We start from the raw sequence: 25,429 nt of genomic DNA, 5'->3' as shown, positions 1-25,429 counted from the left end.
CTTCTCCCAACAGGTTCAACACACACAAAGGCAATATGGATACCAAGCAAATCATCGCAAACCTCCAGGCATTCTTCCCTGCATCGGCCATCAAGTGGCGCGCCGGCAAGAAGGAAAGCGAGCGCCGCGGCCTCGCCCTCCCCTACATCGATGCGCGCGACGTTCAGGCCCGCCTGGATGCCGTCGTTGGCGCCCAGGGCTGGGAAGTCACGATGAAGCCGTCCTCGGTTGGCGTCATCGCCGGCATCAAGATTCTCCTGGACGGCCACTGGGTCCTGAAGGAAGACGGCGCCCAGTTCGACAGCTTCAAGGACAACGACGCCAAGGAACTCGCCATCAAGGGTGCGTTCAGCGACGGTTTCAAGCGCGCCGCCGTGATGTGGGGCATCGGTCGCTACCTCTACGCCTTCGAGGCGCCGGTGGTCGACCTGGACGAAAACGGCGAACTGGTGTCGACACCGACCTTGCCGCCGCAGTTCCTGCCGGAAGCCGACCGCGAAGCTGCCATTGCACAGGCCCAAGCCGGTGCGACGTCGAGCAAGACGACGGACACCGCAGCCGAGGTCCCCGCCCAAGCCAACCCCGTTGCTGAGGCCAAGGTGACTCCGGTCGCCGAGGTGAAGGCAATGCCGCCCGTAACGGAATCCGTCAAGGTTGCCGAGACGAAGCCCAAGGAAACGAAGGTCCAAAAGACCTCCGCCCCGGTGCCGGACACCAGCGCTGACGACGAGCGCCGCGCACGCGCAGATGCACTTGCTGACAGCGCTGCAGGCCAGGACACCGGCTCGAAGGCCGCTGCCGCGAACGACAGCGCGGCTGGCAACGGCGCTGCGAACGACAGCGGCACGGCCAGCACGGCACCGGCCGGCGCGAAGGTCGTTGCAGGCTTCGACTACGGGCACCTGACCCTGAGCGACGCTGAAGAAGGCTTCGTGAAGGACATCCTCGTGAAGGTGCCGAAGTTCCCGTATGAAGTGCTGAAGAAGTACCTCGACGGCGACAAGGCAAAGCAGAAGGTCAACGAGACCGCCATGAAGTGGCTGCTGAAGTGCCTTGACGAAGAGAACGCCCGCAAGAAGGCCGCTTAACCCTCATTCGGCCCGCACCTTAACCGGTGCGGGCTTTCACTTCCCTGAAATTTCCTGAACAAGCAAATGAAGAAGTCCCTCATCGCCCTCGCCCTCGCCTTCGGTTTCGTTGCGGCCGGTCACGCACAAGATGCGACGCCCACCTCGCCGGCGGCAATCCCCGCTCCCTTGCAGCTGGCCATCCAGGGCGGCATGAAGGTCGAGAACAAGTTCGACGCCGCAGGTGGCCTCACCGGTTGGATTCTGTCGCAAGGTGTCGGCAAGTACCTGGTGGCTTACACCCCGCCGGGTGGTGAAGTCGTGCTCGCGGGCATGCTGCGCAACGCCAAGGGCGAAGACCTGACGAAGCAATACCTCGACAAGTACGCCCCGAAGCCGGACTACGACAAGTTCTGGTCCCGCCTGGAGAGCACGCAAACCATCAACGAGGGCGCGCAAGGCAGCGCTGCGAAGTCGGTCATCTATGCCTTCATGGACCCGAATTGCATCTACTGCCACTTTGCTTGGAAGGCCCTGCAGCCTTACGAAAAGGTTGGGCTGCAAGTCCGCTGGGTGCCGGTGGCCATCCTTGGCGGCAACTCGCCCGGCCAGGCCGCGGCGCTCCTCACGTCGAAGGACCCGGTCGCGGCCTTTGCAGAGCACCAACGCACCTGGGACCCGAAGAAGAACCAGGTTGGCATCACGCCGCTGGCGAGCATCCCCATGTCTGCTAAGAAAACCCTCGACGCAAACAGCAGCCTCATGGTCGAGCTCGGCGTGAGCGGTACGCCTGGCATCTTCTACAAGGATGCCAAGGGCAAGGTGCAAAAGGTCGACGGTATGCCAGGCCTGAGGGACCTGCCAGGCATCACTGGCCTTCCCGAACAGGCCATCACCGACCCGGAGCTGCAGCGCTTCCGTCGCTGAGCAGGCGCACGCGCGGAGCATGGGGCTCAACCGGACCCAGCACAGACCGCCCTTCCTGCAAAGGCCTGCCTCTCGAGGCAGGCCTTTTCGTTGGCACGGGCATCATCCCCTCAGGCTCCGAAGTCCCTACACCGCAAAGGCACTAACTAGCACAATAGGAAGGAATACCTCCATGACGTCGTTCCTCGTCAAGAACGGCAAGGGCGGATATGTCGAGGCCCTCGAGGCCATGCGCCTTGGCTACGACTACGACGGCTACAGCCTCTATCACGGAGGGCTCCGGTTCACGCCCTTCGAGGTGGAGACGGTCGAGCCTCACCTGGATGCACATCAATCGTGCGCCACGGTCAGCGAGCTGGAGGAAAGCGGCCTTCTTCGCACGGAGACGGGCCGACTCTATAGGCGTTTGCCGTCAAGTTGACGCTTTCCTTCTCAGACTAACGCCAGCCAGGGCCCAAGTTTGGGCCGTGAGCTATACGACTCGTATATGTTCTTGCCTAACCTTTTCGCCGCTCGCCGGAAAGGGGCCCTATGCGCTCAACGTCTTGGGGCTGGCAATCGAGGTCATCCGCGTTTCAGGTAGTTTTCTCATGGCTTACGAGCGAATTCAGGTAGTAGGAAATATCGGGTCTTCAGAAACCCGAAAGTCAGGTGCAGGGAACCCGTACTTCGAGATGAGTGTGGCAACCGACAGAGGCATTGGTGGCGCCAAGCAGACCGTTTGGTACAAGGTCTTGCTATTCGGCGCGATGGCGCAGAAGCCCGAGGCTTTGGCGAACTACACCAAAGGCCGACAAGTTCTCGTCGAAGGTCGCCCCCAGGTGGAGGCGTACCTCAAGAAGGACGGAACACCAGGTCTGGACAACGCCATTGTCGCCATCTCCATGCCCGAGCTACTCGGCCACAAGTGACCGAAGGCTGGAAGCTCCCTTGCCCGCGCGCGAGCTACATCGCGCCACTCCAGATACCGTGATTAACATCCCCGGAGCCATTGGTTCCGGGGATTTCTTTTTGCCCGCTCAGTTGGCGCTGGCCTAGCCGTGTCGGCAGCAAGGTGGTTGCGGTTCCGTGTCTTGTCTTTCTGGTCGTACGGTCGGCCGGCAGCCGCTCCGTGCTCGAAAGGACGTGCCCCGGCGGCCGCCTCGTACGACCCCGAATTTCAGACCCGAGGTCCGCAGGCTTACCGAGTTCGTACCCCGTCTGACGGCGGTCCAGGATGGACCTTTCCGCTGAACGCTAGAGCGTCGTCATTGATACCCAGGGGTCAGCCGCTGAATTCAACGAGCGTTGTCAGGTTCGCCTGGCTCGTACGGTAGACAATCATCTCGTTGTTCAGGACACCGCTCTCCCCTCCCTTTGCGAACGTGGAGTCGTAGCCTTTGGCCGGATACTGCGCGCGTGCGTTGGGTCCGCTCGGCGTCATGGCGCGGCCCATGGCGACGTCCGCGAGAAACATGAAACAACGGTTGTCGATGCCCTGCGAGCGGCTCCAGTCGCCCCGCGAGTACGCCAGGGACTTCGTCGACTGGTCGCTGAAGTAGAGTCCGTCGCCGAACATGCGCCCGGTGATGTTGTACGAACCGCCGCTCTTGGGAACAATGAGGCCCTGCTTGAGGATGGACAGCACGTTGTAGGCCCGGGTGCCGTGCCAGAGCCGCTGAACATTACCTACCTTCATCCCATCGTTCTCGAACGCCCGCGCCATCGAGCCGATGGTCACGCGGAAGGCCCGAACGGGCTTGAGGCCTGAGGACGCGTGCCGAAGGTTGATGGACTGCTTGAAGAAGCGCTCGATGCTGGTCCACTCCGCTCCGTCTTCGATGAGCTCCAGTTCGACGTCGAACACCTTGGCCGGCTCTGGGCCTGAGCTCTTTGCGTTGGCAAGAGCCAGTTCGATGGAGCCCTCGAGCTGGTCGAGGAACGCGCTCTGCTTGATGATGGCATCGTCCGCGGCGAGGAAGGTGGTGTGCCAGCCGCGCTTCGCCGATACCTTTTGGGGAACCAGCGTGAGGTACTGCTGCAGGTAGTCGATGAACACCGTGGAGTTGAAGTCCTTGGTCGCGTGGGATAACGCGATAGTGGCCAGCACCTGCCTGGCGGAGCGGACCGACTCGCCATCGATGACCCCGACGGCGGTCGTCACGACGCCGTCAGCGGACACATTGATTTGCCCGCCGGACATCACGAAGATTTCGTGGCGGTTCTCCTTGACCAGGCGCTCGAGCAGCGCCTCGATGACTGGGTTTCCTGCGCTCGATATCTGTCTCTTCACGGCCTCGGTTGTCGTCGCGACAACCTGTGATTTCGGGCTGCCTAGCACGGCCACTTCGGTGTAGCCGCCACGTCGCTTCTCGTTGGCCTTGCTCGTGAGGAACGACTTGCCTGCGCTGGCGAACACCTTGGTTTGCCCCGTCGCGCCGACGCGGCCCCACCTGCAATGGACGTCACCGTTTGCCTGAAGCGTGCCCTCCCAGAATTTGTTGTTGTTATTTAGTGCGTCCGTGCACACCAGCATGACAGTCTCGACGGCGGTTGAACTCAAGAAGGGTCTCCGAAAAACGAGTTCCGGAGAGCCGACGAGACGCAGGAGGCGTTGGCAGGCTCCCCGGAGGGGGTTGCCCGCTGTCTATCCAACGTGTTTAGCCGCCAGGCGGATAAAGGAGCCTGGCTAAACGGCGCATGAAATCTCTTCTCAAATCCGCGCTGCTGCTCGCGTTTGCAGTGCCGGCCATGGCGATGGCCAACCCCAAGCTCGTGGGCAAGTGGGAGACCGTGTCCGGCAGTGACCGCGCCTTGACGGGCGTGATGGAGTTGGGGGCGGATGGCTCGGCGAAGCTCGGCCCCAACGGCTTTGCGCCGCTCATTGGTACCTGGACGACGGGCAGCACGGCGGAGTCAAGCGCCGGTACGCTAACTTTTGAGATGCCGCCCCACGGCTCGGTCGACAACACCTACGTGCTGTCAAAGGGGAAGCTGACCCTGACCTACAACGACGGGTCGCAGCAGGTGTTCGCACCACAGAAGAGCCAGCCGAGCAAAGCAAAACCCAGCACCGCGACCAAGAAATGAAAACAAAATCCTGGAATGGCGGACTATCCCGCGCCAATGAGCCCTCCGAGTCGCCGACGGCATGGATGCGGACGCAGTTTGTCTTTCACGGACCAACAGGCGCTCCCCTGCAACTTGAATTCATCGGCGCGACCTACCACGTCTGGTATCACATCCTGGCCGCGAAGCCCTTCATGCTCAAGCTCATTGACGGTGAGGTCATCGCTTCGCTGCAAGGAGGACAGCTGGAGGTGCAAGACGAGTTCAAGCCGGCCATCGCCTTCTTGGACCGCTTCATCGAAATCGAGCGGCGGGCGGCCTCAAGTGACATGCTGGCCCAGCTCGAAAAGAAATTTGAAGAAAGCGCGAAGCGCAACGTCGGGGCCTCCGTCGCCGTTGAAGGCTCGGACGATGGCGCCGCCTTGCAGCCGGTCACCGAATCGAGTGAACGAGAACTGGGTGAAACCCGTGCAGTCCGGCAGGAGGGTGGGCAGGGACAGTCACGGCCTGAATCTCATCGTCGTCGGCGATAGTTCTGGCCTGCACGAGCTCGGCGTCACCTTGGGTGACCAGCTCAGAGATTTGACGGTCGTCATCGCCAACAGTGATGCTTGCCAGATAGCCACAGCCCTTGTCGTCGTCGCAGACCGCAAGGGCTGTGGCCTTGATGGCGGCAGGCGCTCCGCCGGGGGCAAGGAAGCGAATGTAGCGGGTTGCGAAATCAGCTTCGAGTTCACCTGCTTCGGTCTTCCAAGGCTGGTCCATCGTGCGGTAGGCGACCTCGGTCCCCGGCGCAGCGACGAGGCACCAATCGGCAATTACCTGGGCGCCTGCGGCGGCCGTCACGCCCTCTGCCCACGTCTGAAAACGTCGCGTGCCGGCCTCGTACGTGCCCTCGCAGGTCGGGCCTCGTCCGACAACCTCCAACTTCACGGTTGCCCCGTCTGCCGCACTGACCGCCGAGCTGGCACTCACGAAAAGGAATTCGACAGGCGCAGCTTCCTGAATTTTTGGGCCCGGCTGCACGGTGACCGCCACCTCACCCTGCCCCAGCGATTCCAGGTAGGACACCGCGGCCGTCACTGCCGTGGGTGCCAGCCTCGCATGCTCTGGGGTGCGCTTCAGGACGCCTGTAGAGGTGCCCACGTGGAAGAACGCGTAGCCGCCCAGCGCGGTACAGGCGGCAACCAAAAGAGTATTTAGACCCAGACGAGCAAGTGGCTTCATACGTTTTAGATTGGGTTTGATTTTAGTGCTTGTATAGCTTAAAATGTTATCTTCCTAAAGGGTTTTACCTTGAATTACGCTGACCTTTTTGCCGACGTCCGCGAGACGTCCGATGCGCCTCGTTCCTCCGCCCTGCGCGCGGAAGGCGGGACGCTCTCGCCCGAGCAGCGAAGCGCACTCGAATCGTCGTTCAATCGAAATGCTGTCATCTGCGCCGGTGCTGGCGCTGGAAAGACCCGGTTGCTCGTCGAGCGAGCCGTGGCCCTCATCCAGGCTGGCGCGGACCCTGCCCGGGTCGCGGTGGTCACCTTTACGCGCAAGGCCGCCAAGGAAATCCAGTCTCGTATGCTGGCTCGCTTCGGCGACCGTTCCAAGATTCCGGTGTGCGGCACCGTCCACTCCCTGGCCCTGTCCAAGCTTTCCAGCCAGAAACTGCAGGTCGTCATCGCGAACGACGATGAGCTCGTCTATTTTCTGGACAATCTGCGCACTGAGCTGCCGGAGGACTACGAGGACTTTTCCGACTCCGAGCTGTTGCTCGCGCTGAACCGGTCCCGCGAGGAGGAGAAGCACACCACGACCATGGGCATCATCGCCTATCGGTTCGAGGAGATGCTCCAGGAGGAAGAGGTCGTTGACTTCACGGGCCTTCTAAAACTTGGGGCCGAAAAGCTGAACCCCTGTTTCGACCACATCCTGGTCGACGAGTCACAGGACCTGAGTTCGCTCCAAAAGACCTTCCTGCGCAAGCTCGGGCGGCCGAACGCCAAGTATTGGTACATCGGAGATGCCGACCAGGCCATCTATGCGTTCCGCGGGGCCCATGGCGGCGTGATGCATCAGCTCCAGAAGGAGTGCGATGACACGCACGTCCTTTCTGTGAACTACCGCAGCGCGTTGAGCATCGTCGAACATGCCAACAACGTCATCTCGGTCAACCCCGACCGCTTCCCCATCCAGTGGAAGGCGCACCGCACGGACATCGGAGAGGTCGTCATCAACCACTACGACGACGCTGCCGGGGAGTTGCAGGCAGCGAAGGACTGGCTGGAGGCTTCTCCCAAGAGCCGGGCAGTTCTGGCTCGCACCCAAGCCGTGATTTCACCGCTGCGCGAACTGAACCTGCAAGCCTACACCGTGCACGAGTCGAAGGGCCTCGAGTGGCCGGAAGTGTGGGTGATGGGCTGCGAGGCATCGCTGTTTCCGCATCCCCTGGGCGTGAAGGAGGAGGAGCGCCGCCTCTTCTACGTAGCGATGACTCGCGCGCGCGATTTCCTGCGCATGTCGTACAGCGCCTCGCGGGCTCAGAAGCGCAACCCCAATGGCGGTCGGCATCCATCGGGCTTTCTGTTCGAAGCGCACGCGTTGGAAGGCTAAATCAGCTTTCTACAGGTCAGGCATCTGGTTTTCGAGCCCGATGCGATAAGCCTGGGGACCGTCCGTCTCCTGATGTGCTCCAACTTCTTAACCTCATGAAGCAGAAACCCAAACCTAACGGCTCATCCTCCACCGTGTCGATGCTCCTGACAGGCGTCATTCTGTTGTTCGGTGCGGGGTCGGCGTCTGTTGTCATGTTCGGAGGTGCGGAACACCCCGTTGCGGTTGAGTCGCGCGCCACGCCGCCCACGGCCGCCGTGCCGCTCGCCGCCTCTGTAACTCCTGTTGCTGCCCCGGCAATCAAGCTTGAGCAGGCACCCGTGGTCGCAGAACACGCGTCCGCGGGGGATGGTGAGTCAACGCCCCTCGAAGCGCTGCCCCTCGTCGCCGCACACGCCGCGCCGGTGGCGGCCGTTCAAGCTCCGGTAAAGGCACTTGACCACACCGCTGCGGCTCAGCCCGTTGTTTCGAGCGAAGCCCCAACTGCGGCGACTACGGTCCATGTGCAAGCCGCGCCTGCCGCGGACGCGAGGAAGGCAGATACGCCGCCGCTGGCGGTCGCGTCTGCAGCGTCCCCCGCGCCTTCCGCTCAAGTTTCCATCGCTTCCGCGCCCGCCCCGGTGTCGGCGGCTGTCCCCGCCGACGCGTCGGTTGCCGCGCCTGCGAAGCCCGTAGAGCCTGCGCGCCGTCCGGTCGCAAAGAAGGTCGTGCAGGCCCCCGTCGCCCGACAGCCTGTGGTGCGCAAACCCGTGCAGGAAGCGAGGGCCCCGCAGGTAGGGCTGAAAACGACTGCGACCCTCGCGGCGCCCGTCGCTCCAGAGCGTTCAGAGCTGCTTCCAGACGCTGCACGAGCTGCCGCTGCCGTCCTGGCAAAGCGCGACAACCTTGCTGGGCCGACAGCGCTTCCACCGCCGCCTCCTGTTCACCCTGTGCCGGCTTCGGCGCCTGTGGCGGACAAGCCCGTGGCCGTCTCGCCGGCGTCCGAGAAGCCGACCATCAAGGTGGTAGCAGCCTCCCCCGCCCCCGCAGCGCCCGCCCCGGCTGAGCAAATCGCTGGGCCGGCGGAGCGCCAGGCAGTGCAAGCAGAACGCCCTGCGGCCAAGGAGCCTGTGCGTATCCAGAAGCCGGTACTCGCCGACGCACAGGTCCGCGGCAACCCGGCAACGGTCGTCGCCGCCAGTCCGACTGGCGACAAGGCCTGGGTGCGCATTGGTGACCAGCGCACCGTGATTGTGAGTAAAGGTCAGTCAGTTCCCGGTCTGGGCGTCTTCCATGGCGCTGAAGGCAAGGGAGCCAAGTTCGATTCGGGCTACCTGCCCATCAACCCGTAAAAAAGGAAAGTTCCCATGATGACGAAGTCCATTGTTGATATGAGCCGCCCGAACATGCTGTACGCAGCCGGCATCGGCTTCATCCTGCTCGTGTCGCTGGTTATCAGCAACGTGCCGATGCCGCCCTTCTCCCAGTTTGTGGACATCCCGCACAGGCGCCAGGTCTGTGCAGGGCTGTTCATGGCCGGCGCACTGTTTGGCGCATTCGCCATGCAGCGCCACCTCCAGCGCGCCAAGACGCCCTGGAAAGTGCCTCAGTCCCAAGTCGCCCTGCCGTACTGCGTGTTCTTCCTGGCCACGCTCGCTGCGGTCGTCATCGCTCGCTAAGGAACCAGTTCAATGTCTCACGTCAATACCGCCGTCGTCCGCGCCCTGATGAGCCTGCGCGGCATCTCCACTGAAACGCTCTGCACCCTTGCTCATGTGTCCAGCGAGGACATGCACAACTGGCTCTACGACCAGGGCGATGAGAGCGGCGAGCAGGTGGAGTTCGAGACCCAGCTCGAGATTCTGCGATTCCTCGGCATCCACGGCGAGAGCCCGCGCGCCGACGTCGTGCACTACTGGCGCATCGAAGAGCCGTTCTTCTCGCGTGCAGAGAAAACGTACCAGCCGCTCGGCGTGATGCTCCGTGCCTTCGGCAAGGCTCAAGTGGCCTACCTCGCCCGCGAATCGGACCCCGCCCTGACGTTCCAAGCAAAGTCGTGCTTCGCCTTGAAGTTCGCCAACTTCCAGGCGATTCTCGAGGTCTCGGTGCATCCGCTGCGCAGCGTCTCGTTCGACCCCGACTCGATGACCGACGTGGAGTGGGTTCCCGACACGATGGGCGTGCTACTGCCGGATGCCCAGTACGACCGGCTGCAACCTGGTGCGATGAAGGTCCGCAATCTGACTCAGTACATCACGTACACGTCCGAGATGGCCCAATGGGAGCGCCTGCGCGAAGTTGCCAATGCTCGCGGCATCCTGGCTGAGCAAGTCGCGAACGCACTCGTCGTCACGAGCGGCGTACCCCTGCCTGCGCTCACTGAAGCGACGAGTGCACGCCAGTCGACCGCCGCCGTGCCAGCCGCCCACGTCGCACCGGCGCCCGTCGCCGCTGCCGCCCCGCCCATTCAGGCACCTGCCGCGGTGGTGCCTCCTCCCCCGGCGCCGTCCCCGGTTGCAGTGCCCTCGGAGCCGCTGCAGCCCGAAGAGCTCAAACTCTTCGTTCGGCCGGCCCTGGTGGGCGGCGAGAAGCGCAACCTACGCGCGGTGAACTAGAACAAACGCCGGCCTTGCCGGCGTTTCTCTTGGCGCAGCCGAACCCGAATGCGCGCCAGGCCTGCGGCCGTTGTTATCCGTCTTCGGGTTCGGCCACCCTCCTGTCGGCCAGCGAAAGCAGTGGCCATCGGCTGCTCGACGCGGAGGGCGTGAGCCACTACGCCCTCGGTGGCTGGGTCCACATTAGCTGGAAGGCGAAGGAAGGGCATCTGAACTTCGTCAGCTGAGGCCCCCAGCTCGTCGCTTCGCGAACGCGCGGCCAGAACAAAGCCCTCCAACCTGATGGTCCGGAGGGCCTTCGGATGACTGGACCTGTCCTCAGGCCAGGTCTTCAAGTGAGGGCGGCTTTGCCCCTGTCAAGGCTTCGTAGAGCACAAGCGGTAGTTGGGGGCGCACCATCTCGCGGGTGAGCGGAACCTTGTGGCGTGACAGGATGGCCTCGAGCCGGAGAGAGAGAGCGTCGGACTGCGCACGGTCCTGGATGCGGCCGTGCTTCTTGTGCTCGTATGAGGGGTTTCGGTCCAGGAAGAAATTGACGTTGTCGAAGGAGCTGAAGACCTCCATGACGAGCGGCTCGTAGTACTTGAAGTAGGTCTCGGGCGTGTACAGCAGCGCGATAGGCAGCGGACCGTCCATGACCACAAAATCGAACTCTTGGTCCTTGAACACGTGGAGCCGGTTCTCCTGCTTGGCGAACATGTACACCTGGTCGCTCAAGGCGGCCTGGTTCCCCGAGAAGGTCTGGAATTTGGCGAACTCCGGAACGTACTCGACTCGGTAGCCACCGATGGACAGGAGGCCAGTGAGAATCTGTGCGGAGGTGGACTTGCCAATCCCGGGTGCTGCGAACAGGTTGATAACCTTCATGGCGAGGTAGCCGTGCGTTGCGGCTCGATTGCGCGGAAGCCGTTGCCGGCGGGTTGAGAAATCCGAAAAGCGGCACTACGACCATTGCGGGAGACGACGGTGACCGTGGTTTCGCGAGGCGTAGCGCTGTCGTTGGGTTCGATGACCACGGACGCCTGGCTCTCGTCAGCGCGGCTCACGTTGGCCCAGGTCGAGTCGGAAGCTGCGCCTGAAAGGCATACCCGGCCATTGCTCACGACATAGCGCAGCGTCACCGTGCCGCCGGCAGGGGAAACAGCCTCCGTGCCGCTCGCCTTGCGCGAGATGTCGCACTGGCTGCGCTGGGCCTGAAGTTCCTGTTGATTCAGGAACACGCGGCGCGAGCCACTGCCTGGCGACGGTTGGTCGGCACCAGCCGGGGCCGCATTGGCAGTTGGTAGCGGCGGAGGAGGAAGCGAGGGAGGCAAAACGGGAGGCAGTACCGCTCGCCCCTCGACCGTGGGGATTGGGGGCGGCAGGCGCAAAGCTGGAAGGCCCTGAGGTAGCGTGCCTTTACCGGCTGGAGCCTGCGACTCGGACTGCGGTGTATTCGCGGATGGCGAGGGGTTGAACGGATTCCGCTCAACCTCGGCGGCAAGTGCACCACCTGTGCAGGCCAGGGCTACCAGCGTGGCGGCGAGGTATCTCGGCAAAAGGGTCATCCGGCGTGTAGCCGCCGGATTTAGCTTTTCCGCGGGAGCCGGTAGAGGCGGTGAGACGCCTCGAGCAGGTAAGGCGTCGGGTCGCGCAGGGTGTGCGGACGCGTATCCGAGCTGAGCCAGGCTGGGCACTGCCGCGCGCCAGGCTCGTGGAGTTCAATGTGAAGCATGGACGTCGGCCGCCCCTTGTCTTGGCGAAGAACTCGCACGACCCGCGCCACAACCTCCCCAGGTTGGACACGGTCTCCGCAAGAGACCAGAGGAGAAACCTCCCCGTAGGCGACGACGCCTGACCGGCCTTCGACCAGTACGGCCTTGGTGTCTCGCCACCAAGGCAGGCCCGCGCCCGGGCCCGTGAACGGCATCACGCCGACCACGAGACCTTCCTCAACGGCTAGCACAGGGCAGCCCTCCTCGGTATAGAGGTCGACGCCCTCGTGGATATGGTTACGCCGCACCACGCCGAAGGCGCCCGGGTGGCTGCCAATCGGGAGCCCGGTGACGCCAGGGGGCATGCTTCGGAAGGACTCGGCATCCGCCGTAGGGCGGAGTTCGAGCTCAAGGGGGCACAGCCAGGCGGTCGGGTTGCTCATGAGCCTTATAGCCCTGCCCTTTAGCGCAGAGAAAGAAAGAGACGCCGACACATGAAGTGGCGGCGTCTCGAATGAGCAGACTAGGCGGCACAAGCCTCTTGAACGCCCGCCGCAGCGGACCTGCGGGAGGCACTGGGGACGTCCCCGCGCGTGAGGAGCGGCTCTGTGATTCCGTGCCCGGTACCGTAAGGAACATGGCCGGAGGTCACATCGCTGCTTCGTGCGCTGTCGATATTCTTCGAAGCGTCGTCAAAGAACATGTCGGCACCGAACGCCTTCAGAATGGGGCCTTTCGGGGCACCGTTCGCGAAGGTGGCCACGTCGAGCACAACGCCCCAGGAGTCGAGCGTTGTCATGACGCGACCGTGACTTGGAATTGCGCGCGCGGTCACAAGGGCAAGTTTCAGAGGGCACTCGTTCACGGGGAACTCGTGTTGAATCCGATGCAGTTCCTCCAGGACAAGCTTGAAGGGGCCAGCGCCCAGCGGAATAGCGGCCTTCTGGTGCTCGGTCTGATGGAAGACCTCCAGACCGTGCTCGCGGTAGCACTCATCCCCTTCGGAACTGAACAACACGCTGTCGCCGTCGAAAGCGATGCGGATGTCGTCGTCGCTGGCGTCGTCGTCTCGTTCGCTTGGAAGCATGGTTGCCGCGGCGATGCCATTGGCGATGGCGTTCTGCACGTCCGCTGAATTTGCAGACAGAAAAAGCTGGACGCCCATGCCGGCAGCGAAGCGGAAGCGGTCCGAACCCTTGGTGAACACCGCGCCCTTGATGTCAAGGCCGTGGTGAACGATGCTGTTCGCTATGCGCACCCCGGCGACCGGGCTGTTGCGCGACAGCATGACCACATCGACCAAGCGCTTGGCACCGGGCCGATTCAGAGTGAGCAGCTTGCGAATGAGCGGGAAGGCCGTTCCCCGACGAAGTGGGACGTCAGCCTTGGAGCGCATGTACTCGTCGAAGGCCTTTTGGCCCTGGGTCTGGAAGATTTCATCGCCATCTTCGATGTGAAAGAGGGCGCGACTGGAAACTGCGATTGTTAGCATGTGGTTTGACCTCAGAAAAGTAGTTCTGACCTGTCTAGCGACCGGACCTCCCAACGCTCCCCAGAAATTTCTCCAACGTTCGTTCAAGCAAATTTCCGTTGCGCGACAATAACTTAGAGGAAATTCGAGGGGCGCGCGACGGCCCTAAAGCACGCTGCGCGCCTTTAGCGGCCCGCAGGTGTCATCGGAGAGGCTGTCGTGGCTCGTCGGGCAAGGCGGGCCGCTTACCGCAGTTTTCCGTGGCAGTGCTTAAAGCGCTTTCCCGAGCCGCAGGGGCAGGGTTCATTGCGCTTGACCCACCGTTGCTCGAGCTCCACGGCTACCCGGGCGGCCTTGCGAGCCTGCTCGTCGGCGTCCGCAGATTTCGCCTCGCGCTCCTCTTGCAGGGCCGAGGAAAGAAGTTGCCGCGAGATTTCTGCGCAGAGCGCTTCCTCGAACGACTTGAAAAGCGCGAACGCGTCGTTGTGAAACTGGAAGAGCGGGTTCTGTCCGGTCGCGCCCTTAAGAGAAACAGCTTGGCGCAGCTCGTCAAGTGCAGTCAGGTGCTCGGTCCAGAGGTCTGTCAGCACCCTGAGTACCAGCCGGCGGCGCGCGGCGGTGTCGAGCGGGTTGGCTGCGAGCCGTGCCTGGACAGCGGCGCGGATGCGCTCGACCACCTCGTCGCGACCCAGGTCCTCGCTGTGAACCCAGCCGACCAGGCCGGGCTGGATGTTGAAATCAGCTTCCAGTTCGCGCTTTAGCGCGGGCAGGTCCCACTGCTCAGGCATGTCGTGCACGCCAAGCCGAACGTTTGCCCAATTGGCGACAGCCGCGTCAACCGCTGCCTCGCAGTACTCCATGACGCCGTCAGCGAGCAGGCTGTCACGGAGGGCGTAAACGGCCTTGCGTTGTTCCGACATCGAGCTGTCGTACTTCATGACATTCCGGCGAGCCTCGAAGCCCTGCCCTTCAAGGCTTCGCTGCGCGGTAGTCACAAGCTTCGCGATGGTTTTGCCGCTAAGGACGCCGCCGGCGCCGTCGATGAGCTTGGCGACGACTTTCAGCTGCCTGGACTGCCCGAACACCCGCAGGAGCTCGTCTTCCAAGCTCAGGAAGAACTGAACCTCGCCAGGGTCGCCCTGGCGCCCGGAGCGGCCGGCCAGTTGGTTGTCCACCCGGCGGATGCCTGAGCGCTCGGTACCGAGGACGAACAGGCCGCCCGCTGCAAGAACGGCAGCACGGGCGGACTCCCACTGCGCCTTACCGTGTGCGTAGGCCGCAGGGTCAGTGAAGTCGCCCTCTGATGGCTTTTCGCCACCCAGGATGATGTCGGTTCCCCGCCCGGCCATGTTCGTCGCTACCGTAACGGCGCCAGGACGCCCGGCTTGGGCGATGATGTGGGCCTCTCGCTCGAGGTGCTTCGCCGTGAGCACTTCGTGCACCACGCCTTTGCTCTCAAGCAGGCGGCTGAGCACTTCCGCGTCGCGAACGGACGCGCACCCCGCAAGCACGGGCTGGCCTGACGCTTGCCTGCGAACAATTTCGTCCGCCACAGCGACGAACTTGGCAGACTTCCCAAGGTAGACCAGGTCCTCCTTGAGAATGCGGGCCACAGGTCGGTTGGTAGGAACGACCACGGTCTCGAGGCCGTAAAACTCGGTGAACTCCTCAGCTTCCGTGAGCGCGGTGCCGGTCAAGCCGGCCAGGCGCTCGTAGAGGCCGAAAAAGCTCTGATACGTGATAGTCGCACGCGTGACGGAACCAGCGTGGATTTCCAGCCCTTCCTTCGCCTCAATTGCTTCGTGCAGCCCATCCTCCAAGCGACGGCCCGGCATCTTTCGACCGGTCCCCTGGTCGACCAGGACCACCTCACCGGCAGAGACGACGTAGTCTCGGTCAAGGCGGTACACGCCATGGGCGCGCACAGCGGAATGCAGGCGACGCGCAATGTGCAGGTTGTGGGCAGCGTAGAGCTCGCCTTGGCCCGCGATGATGCCTTGCTTCGCAAGGCTCGCTTCGGCCTCGTCGTAGCCGCGCTCGGTGAGCGTGGCGTTGCGCTCCTTGGGGTCCACCACGTAGTCGACGCCGCTCTTGAGCTGGCGAGCGGTCAGGTTGAGCGCGCGAACGATGGCATCCTGCGAGTCTCCCGAGCCGGAAATGATGAGCGGCGTTCGTGCCTCGTCGATGAGAACCGAGTCGACTTCGTCCACGATAGCAAACGACAGCGGGCGTTGTACCTTGTCACCGGCGTCGCTCACCATGTTGTCGCGAAGGTAGTCGAAGCCGAACTCAAAGCCCACCCCGTACGTGACGTCCGCTGCATAGGCTTCCCGCTTCGCAGCCGACGTCTGCGAGGTCTCGATGAACGCTACAGAAAGGCCCAGGGCTTCGAAGACTGGACGCATCAGTTCCGCATCCCGGCGGGCCAGATAGCTGTTCGCAGTCACGACATGGACGCCTTTGCCCTGCAGGGCAAGCAGTGCCGCGGGCGCCACGAGTGTGAGGGTCTTCCCCTCACCCGTGCGCATTTCAGCAAGCTTGCCTTGCAAAAGGGCCAAGCCCCCAATCAGTTGGACGTCGAACGGCCGCAAACCCAGCGCGCGGCGTGCGGCTTCTCGCGCGAGCGCGAACCCGGGCACAGTGCGCTTGGGCTCGGGAAGGTCGCGCAGGGCCAGGAACCGCGCCTTGAGCTCCTCTGCGGGCAGGGAAGTGAGAGATGACTCCCCCTCGGAAATGCGCTTGGCGTCTGCCGTGAAGCGGTTGAGCGCGGACTGCGAGCGCACTCGCGTATACAGACTCGAGAAGTCCATGTTCAGGCTCGGACGATGCGATTCATGGCGGACTGCAGAGCGTTCTTGTCGCCACGGCAGGCCATCGCAATGGCGGGGTCCGTTGCTTCGCCTGTGTCGCGGTCGAGGTGGTAGACCGAGATGAGAGCAAGAACTTCTTGCTCCTCGTTCAGAAAGCTGATGCCCTCGATTTCATCGCTCACATCCAACGAGACATCGACCTCAATCGGCCCGGAAGCCTCGCTGAGAGCGTCGACCGCTCGCTGCACGGCCAGTTCCAGTTTCCCGAAGTTGTCGCACTCGTCGGTACCGCCACCGGGGCTGCTGAGGATTTCGAGCAGGTAGACGGGCGGGAATTTGACTGGGGTCATGGGCATTTGATGGCTGAGAGGTTCAGGTTAATGGCAAATCTAGCCAGGCCTTTTAGTCCTCGCCCCAGCCGCGTCGAGCTATAACGCTTCTGTCGATTTAGGTATTGACCCGGCTCCCTAAAAGGGCCTATAATGGCCGAGCATACTGCCCTGCCCAGGACGCAGTTCGAAAGGAGTTTCGGTAAGACGAGGACCCGAGAATGACAACCACTCTTAAAGCCCCCAGTGGGGCAGACGCAGCCATCAAGACGGCCGTACCCCTTGCCATCATCGTTGCGGCGGCATTCGCCATTGGCATAGAGCCGACGAGCTGGATGTGCATCGTGATGGCGGCGGCTGCTTCGAGCCTGGAAACGGTGGTCACCCATTTCACGCTTGCCCCGCGGCGTGAAGACTATTCCAAACGCAAGGCGATGGGGTCGTACTACAACCACTTGGCGTCTATCAGTGCGCTCTCCGCAGCCCTCGCGGTTGGCATTGTTTACGCGGTGTGGCCATGAACGTTGGGCAAGAGAGCCCCGTTCAGGCTCCGGTTTCGCCTGGCCCTGTTCCGTTGGTCGCAGCGCTGAGTTCAACGCGCGCAAGGCTGCACTAGTCCTCTTCTGTCGTCTCTTAAAGCCCTTCTGGCTCTTGCCCGGAGGGCTTTTTGCCGTTGGGCAGCCGTCGACCCGAATAGGACTGAGACGCCATCGCCAAAGAAAAGGCCTTCCAATGCAGTTGCATTGGAAGGCCTCGAAGGAGGGGGAACCGGGTTAGAGTTGCCTCGCAGCTGCCAAGTCGAAGTCGTCTGGCATCGCGAAGTCCGCTGGTGCGTCGTAGTCATGCGCCTCTTCGAGCTTGCGGCGCCTCTGACGTTCTACATTGCTCTGAGCCAGTTGGGCGGCGTGGTTCACGGGCACTCCTGTTGCCGCCACCACTCCGCTGGGAGTTGCGGGGTGTGCGTCAGCCATCTGCTCGACCGATTTCGACCTCTTCTGGCGTCGTTCGCATTCTTTCTCTTCGACTTCGTTGGGATGAAGCGCGTCGAGAATCCCCTGGGCGAAGATGGCGAAGAGGATGGGGGTGGCGATGAGCGCGAGTATCTTCCAATCCATGTGAGCTCCAAAAATGTTGTTGACCTATACCGGATGTAGCGACCACCCCTTCCCAGGGTGTCGGTCGTTATATGGCACTTGCGACGGAGGGTGCTGCCGCTATGGGCAGACCTAAATACGGAGTGCTATAGGGGTGAAGTGCTGCTACGGGCGGCCTCGATTATAACACTGCCGACGTACATTTTCAACGCCTAAACAGATGAGACAGAGTTGCAAGGTGCTGGGTTTGATGACCACGCCTCAAGCGGAGCTTCTGAAGACGCTCTATGAACTGGAGCAGCAATTGCGAGATGGGCGCTACTGGCGGCCCCGGGACCTGGGGGCGTTCCGCTCAAGTCACCACGCCATGACCCTGCGTAAGCTGGTCGAGCAAGGCCTGGTTGAGCGACAGGGCGAAAGCGGGAACTTCGGCTATCGCATCGCCCAGGCGGGCCGCTCTGCGTGGAACCTGGTGCAGGCCACGAGTAAGTTGCCTTCCGTGGCGTTCATCGGCGGCGCAGCCGTCCAGAGCCGCGTGATGGACCTGGCCAGATTGGCGGCCTGAGCCAACTCACCGCACAGGAGCCTGGCACCCCAGGCTTTTTCGCCGTCTGGGCGCCGTCGGACAATGAAAAACGCCTGCTGTGATGCAGGCGTTTGGAAGAATGGGTCAGAAGCCGGCGAAGCCTCGGTATTCGTCCGAGTCCATACCGCGACCTGCACGCGAAGAGGTTCCCTGTCCGTGGAGAACGGCGAGGTCTAGCTTCTCGGTCTCAGCGCCTTCGTCGTCACCATCGAGGGAGAACTCCCGTTCGTTCTCGGCCTTTGCGCGGTCTGCGAAAAGCTGGTTCTCTTTCTTGGGGATGCGTTTTGCCATGATTTGCTCCTATGAGGCAGGTTGTCCTAGCTCCTATAGCGAGTCGGACAAACTGCCTAAAACGGAGCGAAATCAGCGGCTGGGTGCGGCTTCCCTGCCCGCGCGTCGGGTGCGGACTCGGTCGAGCAACTCGCCTGTCGAGGCTTCCTGCATATGGCCGAGAAAATCCGCAATCTCCGCGACGTCCGTCCCCATGTCCTTCAACTCCCGTGCCTTCGTCGCTCGGATGAGCCCAGTGCCAAAGTGGCGAACGCCCTCGCTGCCCTGCGCGGCCAGCGTCACGCGCTTCAGTTGACGCCAAAGCGTCGCATGGTCCATGCACCGTCCAGTCGCATCGGCAACGAACAGGAAGTCAGTCGGTACGGCGGGCCGGACGGCGAGCCACTCCGTCATCAGCGCCGATGCCTTCGCACTGAGGACAAACTCACGCTCTTTGGCCTTGTGGCCGGCGTTGAGCCACCGCGGTGGCGTGCCCCTGAGATTCTCGAGCCTGAGCTCGACGAGTTCGCTGTTCTTGAGGGCAGTTTCACAGAGGAGCATCACTATGGCGGCCAACCGCACGCTCTTCCATCCCGAGCAGCTCGCGCGCGCCTCCTCGGTCATCCTGTCGGCCCAGGACCTGCCCAGCATCTCGTGCTCGGGCCTGAAGTCCGGCATGAACAGCTTTTCCACTTCCTTGCATTCGTTGCGCAGCGGAAGTCCGCTCTTCTGAAGCGTGTCGTAGGTCCACCGGACCAGGCCGTAAACACGCTTGCGGACGGAGTAGTCCCCTGCCCCTTCGAGGGCGCCGACGAGTTGCGCGGCCGACTCAGCGCCGGGGATTGCGGGCCCCGCCGGCGCGGCGGGCGAGGCAAGGCGTGTCGTGTAGCCGTTCCACATTGACCGATATACGGCCAGGCTGCTCTGGCGGAGCCGTTTTCGAGAGACTTTCAATGCCCATTCAAAGAGGTCCATAAAATGCAATTAACGCAATTCCAGCGGGACCACTAGTTTACAGCCACTAAGAATTTAGTGTGCTAGTTGCGTTAATTGCATTTAGACGAAAAAGAGCTGCGACGGTCAGAAAAAGGCCGCAGGCATAGACCGGAAGAGGCAGGCCGAGGAGGTTGGCCGCGTCCTGAAAGCAATCTCCCATGGGTGCAAAAACGCTCGGCAGCAGCTCGGCGGTCCAAAGGCTGTCGACCCAGGTGGCTAGGCCTGGGCCGCACGCCGCGTCCTCCGTGGGGGCGGCAACCATCTTGAAGATGTGCCACGTGGCGAGGGTGAACCCGCCTAGTGAAGCTGCGAATCCAAGCCAGGTGAGTGGCGTCGTGAATCGCTTCTGCAAGGCCATTTGGGCAGCGCCGACCAAGGCAGTCGCAACGAGCGCCAGGCGCTGGAGTACGCACAAGGGGCAGGGAGCCATGCTAAACCCATATTGCAGCACGAGGGCGAGCGCCAAGGCACCGAGGGAGACGGCAAGGACGCCGAGCGGGAATCGATTGGTTCGGAGGAATCGCATGGTTTGAATAGCTCGCGACGCTTAAACACCGCAGCGCCACTAAGCCCGGCTCGAGCCGGGCTTTATGGGAGGTTGCGGGTCAGATGGGCTGGAGAACCGCCTTTTTCGGCAGCTGGGCCCCCTTGCGAGCCCGGTGCAGAACGTGGCGGGTCCAATCGTCCCCCTTCAGCTTGATATCAACCATTTTTCCGTTCGCCAGGCCCTTGCCCTCGAAAGGAGCGTCAGCCGTATGCAGGAGCGCGGAGAGCTTGTCGTTGCCCAGCACCATGAGGATGACACCCATTCCACCGGCGGGCAGCGTCTTGACTTCGGCCAGCGGGAAGGCGAGCATCCGCCCGTCCGTTGAACCGCAGACCACGAACCCTGTGTCGTCTTGCGGAATTGCGACTGGTGGCATCGGCGCCTCCCCGTCGGCGAGTTTCAGGAACACCTTGCCGGCCTTCTGGCGCGAGGCGAGGCTCTTGAGCGGTGCAACGTAGCCATTGCCAAGCGCACCAGCGAAGATGAAGCGGTCGTCGTCGGCACCAGCCAGCATCGTGACAACCCGTGCGCCGGCCTGCAGGTCAATGGAGGCCGAGAGAGGGGCACCCTCGCCGCGGCCGTTCGGAACGCCTCCTGCCGGCAGGCTGTAGGCGCGGCCGTTCGAGTCGAGCAAGTAAAGCGTCGAAACCGTGCGGGTCTTGACCATCGCGAGAACCGAATCGCCCTGCTTGAGCACATAGGCCTCCGGCGGCACGTCGTGCCCCTTGTAGGCCTTGAGCCAGAGGTTGCGGGACAGAACGACCGTGATTTCCTCATCCGGCAGGTTCACCGTCGAGGAAACGCCTGCCTCTGCGCGTGCAGCGGGCTGCAGCAGGGTCCGGCGGTCGTCGCCGTACTTCGCAGCGTCGGCCTTGATTTCAGAGATGACCATGCGGCGCATTGCCGGGTCGGACGCCAACAGCGCCTCGAGCCGCGTGCGTTCCTTGCGGAGCTCGTCCAGCTCGCTCTCCAGCTTGAAACCTTCCAGCTTGTTGAGCTGCCGCAAGCGCATCTCCAGGATGTCCGTGGTCTGGATGTCACTCAGGCCAAGCTCCGCCTTCAGTTGAGCCGCCGGGTCGTCCGCTTCTCGGATGATTTTGATGACACGGTCCAGACTCACGAAGACCACCATGCGGCCCTCGAGGATGTGAATACGCTTGTTCGCTCCGTCCAGTTGGAACTGCGTGCGCCGGCGCACGGTGGTCATCCGGAACTCGGCCCACTCCTTCAGGAGTGCATCGATACCCTTCGTCTGAGGCCGGTTGTCGATGCCGATGACGGTCATGTTCACGGTCACCGACGCCTCGAGGCTGGTGTTGGCCAGGAGGAAGGCCATCATCTGTTCCTGGTCGACCTTCGAGTTCTTCGGCTCAATCACCAGGCGTACGGGTGCCAGCTTGCCCGACTCGTCGCGAACCGTGTCCAGGAAGTCAAGCGCGACCTGTTTCAGGTTGGCCTGGCGCTGGTCGATGGTCTTTTTGCCGGCCTTGGGTTGCGGGTTGGTAAGGGTCTCGATTTCCTCCATGATTGTCTTCACCGAGACCTGGTAGGGGAGCTGCGAGACGATGACCTGCCACTGCCCACGTGCCAGGTCCTCTCGACTCCACACGGCACGGCAACGCAGGCTTCCGCGACCGGAGGTGTATGCGGCCTCGATGTCTGCGGCGGAACTGATGACTTGCGCCCCGTCCGGAAAGTCCGGGCCCGGGATGAGCTTCAGAATCTCCGAGACTGTGACGTCCGGATTCTCGATGACCGCCACTGCTGCGTTGGCGACCTCTCGCAGATTGTGCGGGAGGATGTCGTTGGCCAGGCCAACCGCAACGCCCTTGGACCCGTTCAGCAAAGTGAATGGGAGGCGGGCAGGGAGGTAACGCGGCTCTTTGAGCGTGCCGTCGTAGTTGTCGACGAAATCGACGGTCCCGAGCCGCAGTTCGGACAGCAGGAGCTCCGAAATCGCCGTCAGCTTGGACTCGGTGTACCGCATCGCGGCAGCGGAGTCGCCGTCACGGGAACCGAAGTTGCCCTGCCCTTGGACGAGCGGATATCGGAGGGTGAAGTCCTGTGCCATCCGCACCATGGCGTCATAGGCCGCGCTGTCACCATGGGGGTGCAGCTTACCGAGCACCTCGCCCACGACGCGAGCGCTCTTGACCGGCTTCGCCGGGCCGGAAAGACCCAGTTCCAGCATCCCGAAGAGGATGCGGCGCTGCACTGGCTTTTGGCCGTCACGTACCTCTGGGAGGGCGCGGCCCTTGACGGTCTGAAGCGCGTACTCGAGGTATGCGTTCTCAGCCCAGTCGTGAATGATGAGTTCGTCGTTCGATTCCATTGATGCTTTCATGCAGGTCGCGCCGGCCGTGCCGGCGGCTCGAGGTTGGGTGGGCGGCCGCCAGTCGTCAGTAGCTGTCGACCTCGTCGCCGCGTCGTTCCATCCACTCTCGGCGCCAAGCGGGGTTCTTCTTCCCCATGAGCTGTTCGAACATCTGGTTTGCGTCGCCCAACTGTTCCGCCGGCAGCTGCACCTTGAGCAGGCGGCGGGTATCGATACGGAGCGTCGTTTCGTACAGCTCCGGCGCGTCCATTTCGCCCAGGCCCTTGAAGCGGCTCACCTGGGTCTTCGTGTACCCCTCCTTGCGCAGCCGCTCCTCGAACATGTTGAGCTCGGCCTCGTCCATGGCATACAACTTCTTCGCGCCGCGCTTCTTGCCCGCGGCGTCCGCGTCGATGCGGTAAAGCGGCGGGCGCCCCACATAGATGTGGCCCTTGTCGACCAGCTGGGGGAAGTGCTTGAAGAACAGCGTCAGCAGCAGCACTTGAATGTGATTGCCGTCGACGTCGGCGTCGGAGAGGATGCAAACCTTGCCGTACCTGAGCTTGGTCAAGTCAACGACGTCGGAGCGCTTGTGGGGCATCACGCCGAGGGCGATGGAGATATCGTGGATTTCCGTGTTCGCCAGCGCGGTCGCCTGGTCGGCCTCCCAGGTGTTGAGCCCTTTGCCGCGCAGGGGCAGGATTGCCTGAAAGTGCCGCTCCCGGGCCTGTTTTGCCGACCCCCCGGCTGAGTCGCCCTCGACCAGGAAAAGCTCGGTGATGCTCGAGTCCTGGCTCTCGCAGTCCGCCAGCTTCCCGGGCAGCATGACCACGGAGCTGCCGCGCTTTCGCTCCACTTTGTTGGCAGCGCGCGTGCGGGTTTGAGCATGGCGAATGACCAGCTCTGCCACTGCCTTCGCGTGTACAGGGTTCAGGTTCAGCCAGGCCTCGATGCTCGGTTGGGCCATGCGCTCGAGGAGCTTGACGCCATCCCGGGAATTCAGCCGGTCCTTGGTCTGGTTGTCGAACGCGGGGTCCAACATGCGAGCAGACAGCACGAACTTGACGGACCGGAATGCATCATCAGCCGTGAGCTTCAAGCCCTTAGGCAGCATCGAATGATGCTCGGCAAAGCTCTTGATGGAGTTGAAGACCGCCGAGCGCAGACCAGTCACGTGGGTGCCGTCAAGGGGGGTCGGAATCAGGTTGACGTAGGAGCGCCCTCTCCCATCGCCGCCCTCGTACCAGGAGAAGGCCCACTCAGCGCCCTCGCCCTCCGCAAAGTTTTCGTCGTCTGCGCCGGCGTAGACCTTGCCGACCAACAAGGGCGTCAGCGGCTCGTCGCCCGCCAACTCCGTGAGGTATGCCGGGAGACCGTCCTCGTAGCGGAAAACTTCTTCTTTGGAAGAATCAGGGCCCTGGCGAGCGTCCGTGAAGCGCACCTCGAGCCCTGGAAGCAAGACCGCCTTAGTCTTGAGCAGTTCGCGCAGAACCTTGACTGGCAGCTCGGCCGATGTGAAGTACTTCGGATTGGGCTTCAGCGTGATTGTCGTGCCCGTCCCCTCTTCCTTCCCGACCATATAGAGTGGCTTCACCACGTCGCCGTCGGCAAAAGAAATCTCGTGGCGCTTTCCGTCACGAACCACTGAGGCGGTCAGGGACTCACAAAGTGCGTTGGTGACCGAGACGCCCACGCCGTGGAGACCGCCGGCGTAGCTGTATGCGCCCCCGGAGGTCTTGTCGAACTTGCCGCCAGAGTACAGGACGGTGAAGATGGCCTGGACGACCGGAATCTTCTTCTCCGGGTGCAGACCGACAGGGATGCCGCGACCGTTGTCCGCCACGCGCACGAAGCCCTCCGGCAGCAGTTCAACACTCACCGTCTTCGCGTAGCCAGCGATGGCCTCGTCGATTGCGTTGTCGATGCACTCCTGCACGATGTGCAAGGGGTCTTCGGTGCGGGTGAACTGGCTTGGACGAAGCTTGACCGGCTCGAGGCCCTCTAAAATTTTTATTGCGGATTCGTTGTACTGACGTTGCGTCATAGGCGATGTGGGCGCGAGATTGGATTTACATTATAGCATGCGGCCCTAAAATCGTTATGAGGCGCTGCCGCGTATAAACCGAAATCCCTATAGGTTGCTTCGCACGGCACGTTCGGCCACCTTACTCCAGGCCGGCGATTCCCCTCGTCTATCGAGCGCCTCTGTTCGACCTACGAGGCGAATGGCCCTTCGGGCCATCGGGCCGCCACTTTGCTGGCGCCCTGCCCTGCCGTCCCGCGTTGCCTAAACGCAGGAGTTACATCTGTTTTAGAAGGCAATCATGAAGTCAATCAAACTGACGTTTCACGTCGGAATGCTCGCTCTCGCGCTCGTTCTATGTCTCGCCAACGCGCCAGTGCACAGCACATTTGTCGCAACTGAGGTGTTCCCGACCGCCCTGGTCGAAGTAAGGGCTCAGGAGGCTAAGCGCGTGGCCGCGGTGGCTGCGGAGCAGCAAGTGCTCGTAGACCACCTGGCGTCGAAGTACAAGAAGCCTGAAGGGCTCGTAAAGCGCATCGTCTCCAGTGCCTACTCCGAGGCGGTCAAAGTCGGCATGTCCCCGCTGCTGATTCTGGCCATCGCCATGAAGGAGTCGAGCCTCGACCCGGCGGCAAGAAGCGGATACGGCGCCGTGGGCCTGATGCAAGTCGTGCCTCGCTTCCACATGGAAAAGATGCGCTCCAAGCAAGACCCTGAGGTCCTCTTGCGCTCGCCGGAGGTCAATATCCGCGTCGGAACCACCATCCTGGCGGAATACCACGCGCAGCAACGCGGGTCGCTCACGTCGACCCTGGCAAAGTACTCAGGCAAGGCCCGCGGCTATGCAGAACGTGTTTTCCACTTCCGCAAGGAGCTGGAGACCGTGAAGAACCGCAAGCCTCTGCTCGACGCCTAGCCCGCGCTCATTCATCCGCTCGGCCCGACTCACGTCCGGCCGAGCTTCTTTTTGTGGTCGGCGCTAAAGCAGGTTGCCGGATGGCAGTTCCCTACACTGTGTCTCAACAGGCCACATCAAATCAACGAATATATGACTG

Annotated in this window: 28 protein-coding genes; 14 read left to right on the top strand and 14 right to left on the bottom strand. The window is 62.5% G+C overall.

The window, feature by feature from the left end; all coding sequences use genetic code 11:
* The first annotated feature begins 35 nt into the window (after positions 1-35).
* The 4 genes from APY03_RS02810 (at position 36) to APY03_RS42305 (ending at position 2,905) form a co-directional block, all read left to right on the top strand.
* Positions 36-1,088, top strand: coding sequence for a Rad52/Rad22 family DNA repair protein (locus APY03_RS02810; protein WP_068673661.1), 1,053 nt, complete (start codon positions 36-38; stop codon positions 1,086-1,088).
* Between the two features lie 66 nt (positions 1,089-1,154).
* Entirely contained in the window at positions 1,155-1,994 is an 840-nt protein-coding gene (gene dsbG, locus APY03_RS02805) for a thiol:disulfide interchange protein DsbG (RefSeq protein WP_068673659.1), read from the top strand.
* A 172-nt stretch (positions 1,995-2,166) separates the two neighbouring features.
* Complete coding sequence (locus APY03_RS42310; RefSeq protein ID WP_068673658.1) at positions 2,167-2,415, top strand: hypothetical protein; 249 nt, start codon at positions 2,167-2,169, stop codon at positions 2,413-2,415.
* Between the two features lie 46 nt (positions 2,416-2,461).
* Positions 2,462-2,905, top strand: coding sequence for a single-stranded DNA-binding protein (locus tag APY03_RS42305; RefSeq protein ID WP_162487232.1), 444 nt, complete (start codon positions 2,462-2,464; stop codon positions 2,903-2,905).
* Between the two features lie 353 nt (positions 2,906-3,258).
* Here the strand turns inward: APY03_RS42305 and APY03_RS02790 are convergent, their stop codons facing one another.
* Positions 3,259-4,536, bottom strand: coding sequence for a WGR domain-containing protein (locus APY03_RS02790; RefSeq protein WP_146039472.1), 1,278 nt, complete (start codon positions 4,534-4,536; stop codon positions 3,259-3,261).
* 137 nt (positions 4,537-4,673) lie between these two features.
* On the opposite strand from APY03_RS02790, the gene APY03_RS02785 reads away from it, so the two are divergent.
* Complete coding sequence (locus APY03_RS02785) at positions 4,674-5,063, top strand: hypothetical protein (RefSeq protein ID WP_068673652.1); 390 nt, start codon at positions 4,674-4,676, stop codon at positions 5,061-5,063.
* Entirely contained in the window at positions 5,060-5,575 is a 516-nt protein-coding gene (locus APY03_RS41160; RefSeq protein ID WP_146039473.1) for a hypothetical protein, read from the top strand. The genes APY03_RS02785 and APY03_RS41160 overlap by 4 nt, the downstream gene beginning before the upstream one ends.
* Here the strand turns inward: APY03_RS41160 and APY03_RS02780 are convergent.
* Entirely contained in the window at positions 5,475-6,269 is a 795-nt protein-coding gene (locus APY03_RS02780) for a hypothetical protein (RefSeq protein ID WP_068673650.1), read from the bottom strand. The two genes, APY03_RS41160 and APY03_RS02780, sit on opposite strands and share 101 nt — an antisense overlap.
* A 69-nt stretch (positions 6,270-6,338) precedes the next feature.
* Between APY03_RS02780 and APY03_RS02775 the strand changes: the two genes are divergently transcribed.
* The 5 genes from APY03_RS02775 to APY03_RS02755 all read left to right on the top strand — a co-directional run bounded on the left by APY03_RS02775 (position 6,339) and on the right by APY03_RS02755 (position 10,467).
* A complete protein-coding gene (locus APY03_RS02775; protein ID WP_083944125.1) occupies positions 6,339-7,646 on the top strand; it encodes a UvrD-helicase domain-containing protein in 1,308 nt (435 codons plus the stop codon).
* A gap of 962 nt (positions 7,647-8,608) precedes the next feature.
* Positions 8,609-8,977: a hypothetical protein gene (locus APY03_RS02770; RefSeq protein WP_157103368.1), complete on the top strand. Its 369-nt coding sequence runs from the start codon at positions 8,609-8,611 to the stop codon at positions 8,975-8,977.
* Between the two features lie 18 nt (positions 8,978-8,995).
* Entirely contained in the window at positions 8,996-9,304 is a 309-nt protein-coding gene (locus APY03_RS02765) for a hypothetical protein (RefSeq protein ID WP_232324139.1), read from the top strand.
* A gap of 12 nt (positions 9,305-9,316) precedes the next feature.
* Entirely contained in the window at positions 9,317-10,240 is a 924-nt protein-coding gene (locus APY03_RS02760; protein ID WP_068673642.1) for a hypothetical protein, read from the top strand.
* 29 nt (positions 10,241-10,269) lie between these two features.
* Complete coding sequence (locus APY03_RS02755; RefSeq protein WP_068673640.1) at positions 10,270-10,467, top strand: hypothetical protein; 198 nt, start codon at positions 10,270-10,272, stop codon at positions 10,465-10,467.
* A 91-nt stretch (positions 10,468-10,558) separates the two neighbouring features.
* Here APY03_RS02755 and APY03_RS02750 read toward each other — a convergent pair whose 3' ends face one another.
* The 6 genes from APY03_RS02750 to APY03_RS02725 all read right to left on the bottom strand — a co-directional run bounded on the left by APY03_RS02750 (position 10,559) and on the right by APY03_RS02725 (position 16,571).
* Positions 10,559-11,107 (bottom strand): AAA family ATPase, encoded by a 549-nt coding sequence (locus tag APY03_RS02750; protein WP_068673638.1) that lies wholly within the window; start codon positions 11,105-11,107, stop codon positions 10,559-10,561.
* Positions 11,104-11,460, bottom strand: a complete 357-nt coding sequence (locus tag APY03_RS02745; RefSeq protein ID WP_068673636.1) for a BACON domain-containing protein — start codon at positions 11,458-11,460, stop codon at positions 11,104-11,106. Before APY03_RS02745 ends, APY03_RS02750 begins: the two co-directional genes overlap by 4 nt.
* A gap of 347 nt (positions 11,461-11,807) precedes the next feature.
* On the bottom strand, positions 11,808-12,299 hold the full coding sequence (locus APY03_RS45570) for a peptidoglycan DD-metalloendopeptidase family protein (protein ID WP_443082794.1): 492 nt from the start codon (positions 12,297-12,299) through the stop codon (positions 11,808-11,810).
* A gap of 158 nt (positions 12,300-12,457) precedes the next feature.
* On the bottom strand, positions 12,458-13,426 hold the full coding sequence (locus APY03_RS02735) for a 5'-nucleotidase (protein ID WP_068673633.1): 969 nt from the start codon (positions 13,424-13,426) through the stop codon (positions 12,458-12,460).
* A 224-nt stretch (positions 13,427-13,650) separates the two neighbouring features.
* Positions 13,651-16,215 carry a preprotein translocase subunit SecA gene (secA, locus tag APY03_RS02730; protein ID WP_068673631.1) on the bottom strand — a complete coding sequence of 855 codons (2,565 nt, stop codon included), beginning with the start codon at positions 16,213-16,215 and terminating at the stop codon, positions 13,651-13,653.
* A 2-nt stretch (positions 16,216-16,217) separates the two neighbouring features.
* Positions 16,218-16,571, bottom strand: coding sequence for a hypothetical protein (locus APY03_RS02725; RefSeq protein WP_146039476.1), 354 nt, complete (start codon positions 16,569-16,571; stop codon positions 16,218-16,220).
* A 194-nt stretch (positions 16,572-16,765) separates the two neighbouring features.
* Here APY03_RS02725 and APY03_RS02720 point away from each other — a divergent pair, with 194 nt between their 5' ends.
* Positions 16,766-17,065, top strand: coding sequence for a hypothetical protein (locus tag APY03_RS02720; protein ID WP_068673627.1), 300 nt, complete (start codon positions 16,766-16,768; stop codon positions 17,063-17,065).
* Positions 17,066-17,317: 252 nt separating this feature from the next.
* Here the strand turns inward: APY03_RS02720 and APY03_RS02715 are convergent, their stop codons facing one another.
* Positions 17,318-17,659 (bottom strand): hypothetical protein, encoded by a 342-nt coding sequence (locus APY03_RS02715; RefSeq protein ID WP_068673625.1) that lies wholly within the window; start codon positions 17,657-17,659, stop codon positions 17,318-17,320.
* 217 nt (positions 17,660-17,876) lie between these two features.
* Here APY03_RS02715 and APY03_RS02710 point away from each other — a divergent pair, with 217 nt between their 5' ends.
* The gene (locus APY03_RS02710) at positions 17,877-18,203 is read left to right on the top strand and encodes a hypothetical protein (RefSeq protein WP_232324138.1); all 327 of its coding nucleotides are present in this window, start codon (positions 17,877-17,879) and stop codon (positions 18,201-18,203) included.
* A gap of 105 nt (positions 18,204-18,308) precedes the next feature.
* On the opposite strand, the gene APY03_RS02705 is transcribed toward APY03_RS02710, so the two are convergent.
* From APY03_RS02705 to APY03_RS02685, 5 genes are all read right to left on the bottom strand, one after another.
* Positions 18,309-18,515 carry a hypothetical protein gene (locus APY03_RS02705; protein WP_068673621.1) on the bottom strand — a complete coding sequence of 69 codons (207 nt, stop codon included), beginning with the start codon at positions 18,513-18,515 and terminating at the stop codon, positions 18,309-18,311.
* Positions 18,516-18,587: 72 nt separating this feature from the next.
* Positions 18,588-19,469 (bottom strand): tyrosine-type recombinase/integrase, encoded by an 882-nt coding sequence (locus APY03_RS02700; protein WP_068673619.1) that lies wholly within the window; start codon positions 19,467-19,469, stop codon positions 18,588-18,590.
* A 46-nt stretch (positions 19,470-19,515) separates the two neighbouring features.
* Positions 19,516-20,016 (bottom strand): disulfide bond formation protein B, encoded by a 501-nt coding sequence (locus APY03_RS45565; protein ID WP_068673617.1) that lies wholly within the window; start codon positions 20,014-20,016, stop codon positions 19,516-19,518.
* A 79-nt stretch (positions 20,017-20,095) separates the two neighbouring features.
* The gene (gene parC / locus APY03_RS02690) at positions 20,096-22,369 is read right to left on the bottom strand and encodes a DNA topoisomerase IV subunit A (protein WP_232324137.1); all 2,274 of its coding nucleotides are present in this window, start codon (positions 22,367-22,369) and stop codon (positions 20,096-20,098) included.
* A gap of 67 nt (positions 22,370-22,436) precedes the next feature.
* Positions 22,437-24,395 carry a DNA topoisomerase IV subunit B gene (locus tag APY03_RS02685; protein WP_068673613.1) on the bottom strand — a complete coding sequence of 653 codons (1,959 nt, stop codon included), beginning with the start codon at positions 24,393-24,395 and terminating at the stop codon, positions 22,437-22,439.
* 280 nt (positions 24,396-24,675) lie between these two features.
* Here APY03_RS02685 and APY03_RS02680 point away from each other — a divergent pair, with 280 nt between their 5' ends.
* Entirely contained in the window at positions 24,676-25,290 is a 615-nt protein-coding gene (locus APY03_RS02680; RefSeq protein ID WP_068673611.1) for a transglycosylase SLT domain-containing protein, read from the top strand.
* Positions 25,291-25,429: the final 139 nt, after the last annotated feature.

The organism is Variovorax sp. WDL1, assembly GCF_001541225.1.
Classification (GTDB): domain Bacteria; phylum Pseudomonadota; class Gammaproteobacteria; order Burkholderiales; family Burkholderiaceae_C; genus Variovorax.
This window is presented reverse-complemented; position numbering and strand designations above follow the sequence as displayed.